Below are 13283 nucleotides of genomic sequence, written 5' to 3'. Positions count from 1 at the left end.
TTACCTCCAAATAAAATATAAGGCTACTAGTGTGGTCACCACCCCAAGAAACCAAACTGTTTTAAAATACCATTTTCTAGTCTTGTGGTGAAAGGTGATTCCTGCCAACCAGGCACCAAAACCACCACAAGTAAGAGCCAAAATGAGTAAGATTTTCTCTGGGATGCGCCAAGCACCTCTCCTTGCCTTGGATTTGTCAATGCCATAAATCAAGAAAATCAGCAAATTCCAAATCAAGAGAGCTAGCGTGATTCCTTCATTTATCTTCATAATCTTTCAATGATGGCTTCTGTCATTTCCTTGGTCGAAGCCTGTCCTCCAATATCTCTTGTTAAAACACCAGCCGCTAAACTAGCTTCAACAGCATGTTCGATACGCTCCGCATCCTCATAACGTCCAAAGCTATCTCTCAACATCATAGCAACTGACAAAATCATGGAGATAGGGTTGGCAATTCCTTGACCTGCAATATCAGGTGCCGAACCGTGAATAGGCTCATAAAGACTTGGACCTTTTTCAGAATGACTGGCTGATGGCATGACTCCAAGTGTACCAGATAGAACACTTGATTCATCAGATAAGATATCTCCGAAAAGATTCTCTGTCACGATGACATCAAACTTAGCAGGATTGGTAATCATGAGCATGGCAGCTGAGTCCACCAACTGGTGCTCCAAGGTTACATCTGGGAAATCCTGTGCGACTTCCTCAGCCACTCTGCGCCAGAGTTTAGAGGTTGCCAGAACATTTTGTTTATCAATACTGGTAACGATTTTTCTGCGATTTCTTGCGATTTCAAAGGCCTTACGAATAATCCGTTCTACTTCCTCATAGCTATAGTCGTTGATATCACGCGCTTTGCGCTCTTCAAGGATATGATCCCCAAAGTAAATCCCACCTGTCAACTCACGCACCACGACAAAGTCTACACCAGCAATTCGTTCCGGTTTGAGAGGTGACAAATGCTTGAGACTGTCAAAGATTTTTACGGGGCGAATATTAGCATAGAGATTGAGTTCCTTACGAAGAGCCAGCAAGCCTTGTTCAGGTCGAATCACTGCCCCATCATATTGAGGACTACCGATAGCTGCTAGGAGAATAGCATCTGCTTCTCTACATGCCTTGAGGGTTTCATCAGGTAAGGGATGCCCCGCAGCATCAATACCTGCACCTCCAAAGGGGCGTCTATCTATCTCATAGTCAAAACCTTTTTTTGAAGCTAGAGCTTCCAGAACTACTAAACCAGCTTCCATAATTTCTGGACCGATTCCATCCCCTGCTAATGCTACTATTTTCTTTGTCATAGCCTTCTCCTTTACACACTAGGCATGTCTCGGTAGGAAACACTTTGCCCCATCTCACCAGCATTCTCTTTTTGAACAAAGGTATTGGCATTGATATAAGCAATCGCCGAAGCCTTCAATACATCGAAGTCAAGACCTGCCGCGTTAAAGATGGTCTCTGTATCTCTGTTTTCAACAGTAACCAAGACACGAGCTTGAGCATCAATTCCATCTGTCACAGCATCAATGGTATAGGACACCAAGCGGACAGATTGGTTAAAGAACTTATCGATAGCGTTAAAGATCGCTTCAACAGAGCCTTGTCCTGTCGCATTGAATTCGACTTTTTCACCATCCATGTTGGCTAGACTAACGAGCGCTTCGATCTCATTGTCCGCATGGGTTTGAAGTTGTAAATCATCAAAGTGGAAGCCTTCTGGATTTTCAACAATGGTTCCAGCTACCAGAGCTCGAATATCTGCATCTGTGATTTCTTGTTTCTTGTCCGCTAGTGCCTTGAACTTAGCAAAGAGTGGTTTGATATCCTCTTCTGTAAAATCTAGGGCCAGTTCTCTTAGTTTTTCAACAAAGGCATGGCGACCTGACAATTTACCAAGCGGAAGGCTATTACTCTTAACACCGACCAATTCAGGTGTGATGATCTCATAAGTAAGAGGATTTTTAAGGACTCCATCTTGGTGAATACCCGATTCATGAGAGAAGGCATTGCCACCAACGACAGCCTTGTTTTTAGGAACTGGAATACCAGAGAAGCGAGAAACCATTTCTGACGTATTCATTGTTTCATCCAAAACAATATCACTAGTTGCTTGGAAGAAATCCTCACGAATCTTCAAAGCAACAGCTACTTCTTCAAGAGCAACATTACCTGCGCGTTCACCGATACCATTAATAGTTCCCTGGACACGTCCAGCACCGTGTTTAATTGCTGTCAAAGTATTTGCAGTTGCCATACCGAGATCATCGTGACAGTGGACACCAAAGACAACTTTATGATCTGATTTAATATTTTCAGTCAAGTGATCAAAGATGCGTGCAAACTCTTCTGGAGTCGTAAATCCAACTGTGTCAGGGATATTGATATAAGATGCACCTGCATCGACCGCTGTTTGAACGACTTGTAAGAGGAAATCCAACTCTGTTCTAGTCGCATCTTCAGGAGAGAACTCGACAACCTCAAACTTAGAACGTGCATAAGAAACATGCTCCTTAATAGCTTCTAAAATCTCTTCCTTGCTCTTATTGAGTTTATACTTGCGGTGAATCGGACTGGTAGCGATAAAGACATGAATTTGTGGATATTTGGCATCCTTAAGAGCCTCATAACAAGCATCAATATCAGATTTTACAGAACGAGCTAATCCTGTCACTGCTGTTTTTTTCATGGCTCTAGCAATTTTTTGAACGGCTATAAATGAATCTGGACTAGCAGCAGGAAAACCAGCTTCAATTACAGAAATTCCCCATTTCTCCAGCTGTCTTGCAATGGAAACTTTTTCCTTTATTGAGAAGTTAACACCAGGAGTTTGTTCCCCATCACGAAGACTTGTATCAAAAAATTCAACTTTACGCATAAGATTTCCCCTTTTCCAAATATGGTTTTAAAAAAACATCTCGCTCAGAAGCCCAAGCGAGATGTTGATTTACTCCCGCTTGGTAAGCCAAACAGGACTAATGCTTTTGCACTAGCCCGAGTACCTCAACAACAAAGCAAATTGATTAAACTTAGCTGTTTTCATGTTTGACTTTCTCCTTCGTTTGATGTCTTGTTTAGTATTTTAGCATAGGCAAAAGCACTTGTCAAGAAAAAATCCATTATTTTCTGAAAATTTCTTCAGTAAAGAATATTTTGCTAATTGAAAGTGTTTGAAAACTCAAGCGAATTTCTTTATTTTTTCACGGTCAAGTTCCAACTTCTTTCGATAAATTCTAACACTTCTTCATCTTGCAAACTATCATCAAGCGCCAGACTAAGCCAATAGCGTTTGTTCATATGAAAGGCTGGGTAAATTCCCTTTTGCGAAAGCAAGTCAGCTACTTGGTCATGTTTGAGGTTGACTGCTTCCACTTGCCCTTCTCTTGTCTTATCTAGCCTATCCCAAGGAATTCTCATTAAAACAGCATACCATTTTTGATTACCTTCATGGCGTAATACAGCTGTATCAGGCGACTTTTCCCAAAGATACTCCAACTGATTACCATACTTTTCCTGAACTTGATCTATGATACGCTTAGTCTGAGGACAGATAAAATCCTGTACATCAAAGCAAGCCTTCCGAATCTGGTAAAGAATCTCCAAACAAGCCTCACGGACACTTGCAACAAAACTCCCACTCATGCTTTCCATATGAACTTGAGGATAGAGATCTCCCGTTTCCTGGTCAAAGACAAGAAAACTCACATTATCAGGAGTGATGGAGAGTGTCATGAAAAATTCACCCTGCAAAATCTGGCAACTATAGGTCCAGACTTCTCCATTTTCTACAAAACCATAGGCATGAGCTTTTTCTTTATTAAACTGATAGGATTTAAAAATTTCAAACATAAGTGAAAACTGCTACCAAAAGCTAGCAGTTCCTTTCTATTTTTTAAAAGACAACCTTGGTACCGTGAAGTTGTGTCACGCCTAGTTGATCGATAAAGGTTTGACGGTTATCCAAGTCAATCCCCCCACCTGGTAAGATTTCAATTTTACCTTTTGCATGTCCCAAAATTCTGTGATAGTGTTCAAAACGTTTCTCTAGCGAGTCCCCAGACACACCAGCACGAGTTAAGATACGAGTGACACCAGCTTGGCTGAGCCAGTCAATGGCCTCCAACTGGTCTTCATCACTCAATTCATCAAAGGCCATGTGAAAGACAATTTCCATTCCTTTAGATGCGGCAATCAGCTTCTCAAGATTAGGCTTATCTAACTTTTTATCAGCAGTTAATGTCCCAAATACAACCCCTTGACTTCCAGCCTGTGCAGTCAAACGAATGTCTTCTAGCATGATCGCTATTTCAAGATCAGTATAGACAAAATCGCCACCACGGGGACGAATCATAGTCATGATGGTGCTATCATAATTAGCTGCCAATTCAACCGCTGCCTTGGTCACTCCATAACTTGGCGTTGTTCCTCCTACAGCTAGATTATCACAAAGTTCGATTCGACGAGCTCCAGCCTGCATCGCTTTTTCAAGCAAGGTCACATTTTCAGCGCAAAATTCGTAAATCATTTGATTCTCCTTGATGTTTTCTTTGAATTTATTATATCATATTATTTTAAATATGCTTTCATTTTTATCAAGGCAAATAACTACTATTTTTATCTATTCTTTGTCAGGAATGACTTTAAAGAGATAGTAGGTGATAAAGATAGTCAAGGCTCCCAGACCGATTTTGACTGGCAAAAGAGGGGCAAAATAAATAGAAATCCCCATCAAGATATAGATAGATACTATGATTTTTTTCTTTCGTTCTCGCGCTATTGACTTGGTTTCCCGAAAGTCCGCTACATAAGTCTGATAAAGCTTTGTATGATAAAGCCAGTCTTCAAAACGCTTAGAAGATTTTGAAAAACAAGCGATAGCTAACAAAAGAAAGGGTGTTGTTGGCAAAAGTGGTAGGACAACTCCAATAACAGCTAAAGCCAGTGAAATAAAGCCAATACTTAGGTAAATAATACGCATGTCTTCTCCTAATTGAAATAATCTTCTACTAGTTTCCCACAAAGTGAGGAAATTTGTCAAGCTTCAAGTAAAAAGAGCCTGAAATTTATTTTCAGGACTCTTCGTGTTATTTAATTTTCTCTTCTTCGTAGTCGCCATTACTACATACAACCTGCTTGCCACCACCACGGACCTTTTTCTCCACAAGGAAGTGTCCGCATTTTGGGCAATCACGTCCAATTGGTTTATCCCAGGAAGTAAATTCACATTCTGGGTAACGATTGCAACCATAGAAGATACGATTGCGCTTGGTTTTGCGTTCAATGATTTGTCCTTGATGACAGCTTGGACACTCGACTCCAATCTCTTTGACAATCGCTTGTGTGTGACGGCAGTCTGGGAAATTGCTACATGCATAGAATTTACCAAAACGACCGAGCTTAATCACCATCGGACTGCCACAAACCTCACAGTCAAATCCAGCTGGCTCATCCTTGATCTGGATTTTTTCCATTTCAGATTCAGCCTTGGCTACTTCTTTAGAGAATGGTTTGTAAAAGGCATCAATGACCCGTTGCCACTGCTCTTTCCCAACTTCAACATCATCCAGTTTCCCTTCCATTTCAGCTGTGAAGGTCACGTTTACGATATCTGGGAAATATTCAACAATGAGTTTATTGACAATTTCTCCCAGTTCTGTCGGTTCAAAACGTTTAGCAGCCAGACGAACGTAGTAACGTTTTTGGATGGTTTCAATGGTCGGAGCATAGGTTGACGGGCGTCCAACTCCATTTTCTTCCAAGGTCTTGATAAGAGTCGCTTCTGAATAGCGAGCAGGTGGTTGAGTGAAATGTTGTTCTGGCTTGCTATTGACCTGCTTGACCACATCTCCAACAACCATATCTGGCAACATTTTGTTCTTGTCAGAGTCGTTGTAGATAGCAAGATAACCATCAAACTTAACTTGGCTTCCATTTGCCGCAAACTGAACCCCATTTTGAGATAGCTTAACAGCCATGGTATCAAAGATAGCGCCTGTCATCTGGCTAGCCACAAAACGGTTCCAGATAAGGGTATAGAGCTTGAGCTGGTCTTTGTCCAAGTACTTAGCGATGCTTTCAGGTGTGTTAAAGACACTAGATGGGCGAATGGCTTCGTGGGCATCTTGAGCACCTGAGGCATTCTTGACCTTGCTACCATGCTTGGAATACTTGCTACCAAAACGGTCGTTAATGTAGCTTGCCGCTTCATTCTGAGCTACTGGACTGATACGAGTCGAGTCTGTACGCATATAGGTAATCAAACCTTGGACACCTGATCCGATATTGATCCCTTCATAGAGCTGTTGAGCCACCATCATGGTCTTTCGAGTACGGAAATTGATTTTGTTAGCAGCATCCATCTGCATGGTTGAAGTTGTATACGGTAGGGGCGCATTGCGTTTGCGTTCTTTCTTATCTACCTGGTCTACTGTGAAGTCTTTGCTAGTCAAATGGGACAAGACTTCTTTAACTTCTTCGTTGGTAGTCAATTTCATCTTTTTGCCATTCATACCATAGAAAGAAGCTTGAAATTGCTTGGTTCCCTTTTTAAAGACACCATCAATTGTCCAGTATTCTTCCGGTTGGAAGGCATTGATTTCATTTTCACGATCAATGATGAGTTTAAGGGAAACCGACTGCACACGCCCTGCTGATAAGCCCTTCTTGACCTTTTTCCACAAAATAGGCGAAATCGAATACCCTACCAAGCGGTCTAAGACACGACGAGCTTGTTGGGCGTCGACCAAGTCCATATCAATCTTGCGAGGTTCTTTAAAGGCATTTTTTACAGCGTCCTTAGTAATTTCATTAAAGACTACACGGTTGGCATCATTCTCATCCAAATCAAGGATATGAGCCAAATGCCAGGAAATCGCTTCTCCTTCACGGTCCGGGTCACTCGCCAGAAAGACTTTATTGGCCTTTTTGGCTTCTTTTTTCAAGTCATTGATGAGAGGGCCTTTGCCTCGTATATTGATATACTGCGGTTCATAGTTATTTTCAATGTCGACAGACATACTGGATTTTTTCAAATCACGGATATGCCCGACACTGGCTAGAACCTTGTAGTTTCTGCCTAGGTATTTCTCAATCGTTTTCGCTTTAGCAGGCGACTCCACGATGACTAGATTTTTTTTAACTGTTGATTTTTTCTTCTTTGTTGCCGTAGCCACACTATCACACCTTTTCAAAGTAATAAACTTTATAAAGTGTAAACCATTTTTCTATAGCTGTCAAGACCTAAGTCCTATATATAGAAGAAAAGTTTATATTAGTAAACAAATTTCTCCTTAAAATTCAAACTCAGCTAGCACATCTTGCCCGCTGGAAATCAGTTTTGCTCCCTCTTGGATCAGGTGGTGACAGCCATCTGAATGGCCATCTAAAATGTTTCCTGGAATGGCAAAAACATCACGCCCTTCCTCCATAGCTCGCTCACAGGTGATGAGACTACCAGAACGCATCCTTGCCTCTGCTACAATCACACCACGGCACAGTCCAGCAATGATGCGATTACGGGCTGGAAAGTGAAATTTCAAGGGTTCTTCACCAGGTCCGTACTCGCTAAGTACCAAATGGTGATTGCCAATGTGTTCCTGCAAACGTTTATTGGTGCGGGGATAAAAAACATCCAATCCTGTTCCAATGACAGCAATTGTTCTTCCTCCATTCTGGAGTGCAGCCATATGGGCAGCCGTATCAATCCCTTTGGCTAAACCACTGACCACGATTAACTCGTTTTCCAAACCTTGAATGACTCTCTGAACCGACTTTGCTCCCTGACTAGAACATGAACGGCTCCCTACAACAGCAACCTTTGGAAACTTCAACAAGTCCAGATTTCCTTTATAAAACAAGAGCGCTGGAGCATCATAAATCTCACTCAGATCCCAAGGATAACAGTCATCAAGAATAGAAAAGGATGGAAATTTCTGAAACTCCTTCTCCAACTGTGCATCATCTATCTGGAAATAGCGTTCCATAAAGACAGCAGGATTACGGCATCCCGATAGTTCCGCAATGTCACCTAACAAGAGCTCCTGATCTACAGTCTCATCGTATTCAAGAACAGTTAAAATTTGTTGATTGGTCAGCCCAGCTTTTCTCAATTTGTAAATCTCATAGTTTGTGATCTTCATATACAACTCCATTTCTTTTTCTACTCATCTATCTATTCGTAAAAAAAAATAAAAAGAAGACTAAGGATCTTCTTTTTTTCTTTTATTCAGCTTTAGTAGTTGACCAGCTACTTTCAACCATCGGTAAGATTGTTTTTAAAGTTTCCCCATCCCCTTCAAGTGAAACATAGCGGATTTTACCATCATTTGATCGGAAAACCCAGGTAACGAGGTATTTCCCTGATTTAGCAATTGCATTGACAACATAGGCTTCATAGCCTCCAATGGTCGATTTGGAGCCCCAAACCTTACTGAAATCAGAGCTTTGTTCTTTGGAAGTTAAAATACTAGATGAGACAGTCACAACATCCAGTTTAGCATATTCTTCTTCGCTGATATTGAACTGCTCAGCCTTGAAGGTATTCAGCGTAACAATGTTGATATCTGTTCCATCACTATACTGTATATCATTTCCACCTTCTACTTCATGGAATTGAACCCATGATTTGGGTACCTTGACAAAACCATATTCATTCGAACCGATGATTTGCGTCTCTTCCTTTTTCGCTTCAGAAACAGCAGAGCTAGAGCTACTCGTTTCCTGACTGCTAGAAGACCTAACAACCGCAGTCGAACTTTCTTCGGTTGCTGTTTGCGAATTATTGGAGCATGAAGCTAGAAAAACACTAGCAGTAACTACAGTACCTAAAATTAATAATTTTTTCATCCTACCACCTTTCCATCTGCATTATAAGAAAAATAAGGACTTCTGTCAAATTCTAACCTGATCTATTTTGTCAGTTGATGATTTTACTCGCTCTCATTTAAAGCAAAAACTCTTGAAAAATCTTCAAGAGTTTTATTTCTATTCTTCATCCATGCTTAAGACGCTAAGGAAGGCTTCTTGTGGGACTTCTACTGATCCGATAGCCTTCATGCGTTTCTTACCAGCTTTTTGTTTTTCAAGGAGTTTGCGTTTACGAGAAACGTCACCACCGTAACACTTGGCAAGTACGTTCTTACGAAGGGCCTTGATATCAGTACGAGCCACGATTTTGTGCCCAATAGCTGCTTGAATTGGCACCTCAAATTGTTGACGAGGGATGATTTTCTTGAGCTTATCAACGATGAGTTTCCCACGTTCGTAGGCAAAATCCTTGTGAACGATAAAGCTGAGGGCGTCCACCTTGTCTCCATTGAGAAGGATATCCATTTTGACCAGCTTAGATGGGCGGTACTCTGACAATTCGTAGTCAAAGCTTGCATAACCACGCGTCGAAGATTTGAGCTTATCAAAGAAGTCAAAGACAATTTCAGCAAGTGGTATTTGATAGATAACATTGACACGATTATCATCAATATAGTCCATGGTCACAAAGTCCCCACGCTTACGCTGAGCCAGTTCCATCACCGCTCCGACAAACTCCTGCGGTACCATGATTTGCGCCTTGACATAAGGTTCTTCAATGGTCGCGATCTTAGTCGGATCTGGAAATTCAGAGGGGTTAGACACATCCATAGACTCACCGTCAGTTTGGTTAACCTTATAGATAACAGACGGAGCTGTCATGATAAGGTCAATGTTGAACTCACGCTCCAAACGTTCCTGGATAACATCCATATGGAGAAGTCCAAGGAATCCACAACGGAAACCAAATCCAAGGGCCTGAGATGTTTCTGGTTCAAACTGCAGGCTGGCATCGTTGAGCTGCAATTTTTCAAGGGCTTCACGAAGGTCATTGTACTTGTTTGATTCGATTGGATAAAGACCCGCAAAGACCATAGGATTCATCTGCTTGTATCCATCTAGCGGTTCTGCTGCAGGATTGCTTGCTAGGGTCACTGTATCTCCGACACGCGTGTCTTGAACCGTCTTAATAGAAGCTGCGATATAACCAACGTCACCTGTCGCTAGGAAATCACGCCCTACTGCCTTCGGAGTGAAAATACCAACTTCCGTCACATCAAAGGTCTTGCCATTGCTCATGAGCTGAATCTTATCACCAGGTTTGACTACTCCGTCCATGACACGAACTTGGAGGATAACCCCACGGTAAGCATCGTAGACAGAGTCGAAAATCAAGGCCTTGAGTGGCGCCGTTACATCTCCTGTTGGAGCTGGCACTTTTTCAACAATCTGCTCAAGAATCTCTTCAATACCAATACCAGCTTTGGCTGAAGCTAAGACTGCTTCGCTGGCATCCAGTCCAATGACATCTTCAATCTCTGTACGAACGCGCTCTGGATCCGCAGCTGGCAGGTCAATTTTGTTAATGACGGGCAAGATTTCCAAATCATTGTCCAAGGCTAGATAAACGTTGGCAAGTGTTTGAGCTTCAATCCCTTGCGCAGCATCAACCACTAAAATCGCTCCTTCACAGGCAGCTAATGAACGTGACACTTCATAGGTAAAGTCCACGTGTCCTGGCGTGTCAATCAAGTGGAAAATATAGGTTTCTCCATCTTTTGCAGTGTAATTGAGCTCGATGGCATTGAGTTTAATGGTAATCCCACGTTCACGCTCAAGATCCATACTATCCAGAAGCTGGGCTTGCATTTCACGACTAGAAACGGTCTCTGTCTTTTCCAAAATGCGGTCTGCTAGGGTTGATTTCCCATGGTCAATATGGGCGATAATAGAGAAGTTTCGAATCTTCTCCTGTCGTTTTTTCAAATCTTCTAAGTTCATGATGCTCTTCCTTTCAGGGTATCTATTAATTATAAATTGTTTTTAACATTTTGACAAGACCATACCCTGCTAGGAGTACTAATCTTCGGCAATAAAACCATCATTTTCGATAAAGTGATGTTCGGTCATTCCTTGGTCTGTAAAGACGATTCCATGAAGGACACCACCATAGACAGCTCCTCCATCCATGCCAATCTTGCCATCCTCTGTTATCCAAAGCTCAGCTGTACCTCGGTCTTGCTTGAGCAAACCATAAACCGGTGTATGCCCAAAGACAATGGTTTTCCCGGTATGATTTTCAGCTTCGTGGAATGGTTTTCTGAGCCAGACTTTTTTATAATCTGTGGTTTCATGCCAATCATCCAAAGTCAAGTCAATACCTGCATGAACAAAGATATACTTGTCTGTCTCCACCACAAATGGCATTTGACGAATAAATCCGACCAAGTCTGCTGCTTCTGTCGCAACACGTTTGGCATCTTCTACACCATCAACTGGTGCATCCAAGGGACGACCTAAAATAGAGTTAATAGTTGTATCTCCACCATTGCGACGATAATGGTCATAGCTTTCTTCTGGGTCATCGAGCCAAGTCAAAAACATATACTCATGATTACCTGATAAACAGATCGCTCCATGATTGTCGACCAAGTCTTTGACCATTTCTAGAACACGGCGACTGTCTTCACCACGGTCAATCAAATCCCCTAGAAAAAGCAACTGAGTTTGACCATCCCAGGTTTTGAGCAGATCTTCTAGCATACCAGCTTTCCCGTGAACATCTCCAATTACATAATAGTCTGTCATTTATTTCTCCCTCGTTTGCAATAATTCTCTGGCTTGGGTAAGGGCCGCTTCGGTTACATTCTCCCCAGCCAACATCTTAGCTACTTCCTCTACTCGCTCTTCTAAAGTCAAGAGGCGAACCGTCGACACCGTTGAGTGCTCATCACTAATCTTCTCAATAAAGAATTGATAATCCGCGATGGCAATCACTTGTGGAAGGTGAGAAATGGCAAGAACCTGACCATGCTGGCCAATCTTATGAATCTTCTGAGCGATGGCTTGGGCCACACGACCTGAAACTCCCGTATCCACCTCATCAAAGACTATGCTAGTCTTGCCTTCTTTACGTGAAAAGGCAGACTTAATGGCTAGCATGAGACGGGATAATTCCCCACCAGATGCAACTTTGACCAAGGGTTTAAAGTCTTCACCTGGGTTGGTGGAAATGTAAAACTCAACCATTTCATTTCCTTCACGGCTGAATTTACTCTTACTAAAGCGAACCTGGAATTGTGCTTTCTCCATATAGAGGTCTTGCAGTTCTTGTTTAATCTCAGCTTCGAGCTGCTGGGCCAAATCATGACGAGCGGATGCAAGCTGCCCCGCCAAATCAACAAGATTAACTTCCAATTTCTTGAGCTCTGCTTCCATGTCTTCGGAAGAAAGGTTATTACCTGTCAAGAGATTGTACTCATCCGTAATCTTAGCAAAATAAAGCAAAACGTCGTCCACAGTTCCACCATACTTGCGGGTAATAGTATTCAGAAGGTCTAGGCGATTTTCAACCTGCATGAGGCGATTGCCATCAAAATCCAAGTCCTCAATAATATCTTCTAGACGCTTTGTAATATCTTCTAAAACATAGTAGGTTTCTGACAGAGAACTTGAAATTTCACGGTATTCAGGATCGTATTCTTCGACACTTTCCATGTCATTCATGGCCGAACGCACATTAGCAAGGCTGGAGAATTCCTCATTGTCCAACATGCTATAAGCGTTGGTTAGCGTATCCGCAATATTTTTATGATTGAGAAGCTTATCTCGTTCTTGGTTGAGAGCCAAGTCTTCACCAGCCTGTAAGTTCGCTGCCTCAATCTCTGCCATTTGAAATTCCAACATCTCAATACGAGCCTTGTGTTCTTGTTGGCTTTTCTTGACTTCCAAAACCTGCTTGCGCATTTTGCGATAGGCATCAAAGCTCGTCTGATAGGTCTCCTTCAAGTCCAAGAAAGCAGCATCACCAAACTCATCCAACATCTGGATGTGCAGTTGAGGACGCATTAACTCCTCTTGGTCATGCTGACCATGGATATCCACAAGATGTTGCCCAATAGCACGCAAGACAGAAAGATTGACCATCTGACCATTCACGCGACTAACACTACGACCATTTTGCAAAATTTCCCGGCGGATGATAATCTCATCACCCATTTCCAAACCTTGCTCTTCAAAAAGTTCCTGTAAAAGGCGACTATTTTCAACCGAAAAAAGTCCCTCAATCTCTGCCTTTGGCGCACCGTGACGAATAACGTCTGTCGTTGCACGAGTCCCCAACATGAGATTCATAGCGTCGATAATGATAGACTTTCCAGCACCCGTTTCCCCGGTTAAAACAGTCATACCCTTTTCAAAATTGAGCGAAATCGCCTCAATAATGGCAAAGTTTTTTATCGAAATTTCAAGTAACATAC

12 protein-coding genes are annotated in these 13283 nt (G+C 42.1%); all 12 read right to left on the bottom strand.

Annotated elements, in window-relative coordinates; translation table 11 throughout:
- A complete protein-coding gene (locus I6H78_RS00170; RefSeq protein WP_084859840.1) occupies positions 1–270 on the bottom strand; it encodes a DUF1294 domain-containing protein in 270 nt (89 codons plus the stop codon).
- Positions 267–1304, bottom strand: coding sequence for a 3-isopropylmalate dehydrogenase (gene leuB / locus I6H78_RS00165; RefSeq protein WP_198459531.1), 1038 nt, complete (start codon positions 1302–1304; stop codon positions 267–269). Before leuB ends, I6H78_RS00170 begins: the two co-directional genes overlap by 4 nt.
- Before the next feature lie 11 nt (positions 1305–1315).
- Complete coding sequence (locus I6H78_RS00160) at positions 1316–2878, bottom strand: 2-isopropylmalate synthase (protein ID WP_198459530.1); 1563 nt, start codon at positions 2876–2878, stop codon at positions 1316–1318.
- Positions 2879–3192: 314 nt separating this feature from the next.
- Positions 3193–3849 (bottom strand): MmcQ/YjbR family DNA-binding protein, encoded by a 657-nt coding sequence (locus I6H78_RS00155; protein ID WP_198459529.1) that lies wholly within the window; start codon positions 3847–3849, stop codon positions 3193–3195.
- Positions 3850–3892: 43 nt separating this feature from the next.
- A complete protein-coding gene (locus tag I6H78_RS00150; RefSeq protein WP_198459528.1) occupies positions 3893–4525 on the bottom strand; it encodes a copper homeostasis protein CutC in 633 nt (210 codons plus the stop codon).
- Between the two features lie 93 nt (positions 4526–4618).
- Positions 4619–4978, bottom strand: coding sequence for a YbaN family protein (locus tag I6H78_RS00145; RefSeq protein WP_007516860.1), 360 nt, complete (start codon positions 4976–4978; stop codon positions 4619–4621).
- 106 nt (positions 4979–5084) lie between these two features.
- Positions 5085–7172, bottom strand: coding sequence for a type I DNA topoisomerase (gene topA / locus I6H78_RS00140; protein ID WP_198459527.1), 2088 nt, complete (start codon positions 7170–7172; stop codon positions 5085–5087).
- A 117-nt stretch (positions 7173–7289) separates the two neighbouring features.
- The gene (gene dprA / locus I6H78_RS00135; RefSeq protein WP_198459526.1) at positions 7290–8138 is read right to left on the bottom strand and encodes a DNA-processing protein DprA; all 849 of its coding nucleotides are present in this window, start codon (positions 8136–8138) and stop codon (positions 7290–7292) included.
- Between the two features lie 82 nt (positions 8139–8220).
- The gene (locus I6H78_RS00130) at positions 8221–8844 is read right to left on the bottom strand and encodes a hypothetical protein (protein WP_198459525.1); all 624 of its coding nucleotides are present in this window, start codon (positions 8842–8844) and stop codon (positions 8221–8223) included.
- Positions 8845–8982: 138 nt separating this feature from the next.
- On the bottom strand, positions 8983–10806 hold the full coding sequence (gene lepA, locus I6H78_RS00125) for a translation elongation factor 4 (RefSeq protein ID WP_001047158.1): 1824 nt from the start codon (positions 10804–10806) through the stop codon (positions 8983–8985).
- Between the two features lie 78 nt (positions 10807–10884).
- Positions 10885–11613 carry a metallophosphoesterase gene (locus I6H78_RS00120; RefSeq protein ID WP_198459524.1) on the bottom strand — a complete coding sequence of 243 codons (729 nt, stop codon included), beginning with the start codon at positions 11611–11613 and terminating at the stop codon, positions 10885–10887.
- Entirely contained in the window at positions 11614–13281 is a 1668-nt protein-coding gene (gene recN / locus I6H78_RS00115) for a DNA repair protein RecN (RefSeq protein ID WP_198459523.1), read from the bottom strand.
- Between the last annotated feature and the right edge of the window lie 2 nt (positions 13282–13283).

The organism is Streptococcus oralis (assembly GCF_016127915.1).
Classification (GTDB): Bacteria; Bacillota; Bacilli; order Lactobacillales; family Streptococcaceae; genus Streptococcus; species Streptococcus oralis_BO.
This window is presented reverse-complemented; position numbering and strand designations above follow the sequence as displayed.

Excerpts from the sequence above, each read along its gene's own strand:
- I6H78_RS00130 (WP_198459525.1), bottom strand. The coding sequence starts at position 8,844 with ATGAAAAAATTATTAATTTTAGGTACTGTAGTTACTGCTAGTGTTTTT.
- lepA (WP_001047158.1), bottom strand. The coding sequence starts at position 10,806 with ATGAACTTAGAAGATTTGAAAAAACGACAGGAGAAGATTCGAAACTTC.
- dprA (WP_198459526.1), bottom strand. The coding sequence starts at position 8,138 with ATGAAGATCACAAACTATGAGATTTACAAATTGAGAAAAGCTGGGCTG.
- I6H78_RS00155 (WP_198459529.1), bottom strand. The coding sequence starts at position 3,849 with ATGTTTGAAATTTTTAAATCCTATCAGTTTAATAAAGAAAAAGCTCAT.
- I6H78_RS00160 (WP_198459530.1), bottom strand. The coding sequence starts at position 2,878 with ATGCGTAAAGTTGAATTTTTTGATACAAGTCTTCGTGATGGGGAACAA.
- I6H78_RS00120 (WP_198459524.1), bottom strand. The coding sequence starts at position 11,613 with ATGACAGACTATTATGTAATTGGAGATGTTCACGGGAAAGCTGGTATG.
- leuB (WP_198459531.1), bottom strand. The coding sequence starts at position 1,304 with ATGACAAAGAAAATAGTAGCATTAGCAGGGGATGGAATCGGTCCAGAA.
- I6H78_RS00150 (WP_198459528.1), bottom strand. The coding sequence starts at position 4,525 with ATGATTTACGAATTTTGCGCTGAAAATGTGACCTTGCTTGAAAAAGCG.
- recN (WP_198459523.1), bottom strand. The coding sequence starts at position 13,281 with ATGTTACTTGAAATTTCGATAAAAAACTTTGCCATTATTGAGGCGATT.
- I6H78_RS00170 (WP_084859840.1), bottom strand. The coding sequence starts at position 270 with ATGAAGATAAATGAAGGAATCACGCTAGCTCTCTTGATTTGGAATTTG.
- I6H78_RS00145 (WP_007516860.1), bottom strand. The coding sequence starts at position 4,978 with ATGCGTATTATTTACCTAAGTATTGGCTTTATTTCACTGGCTTTAGCT.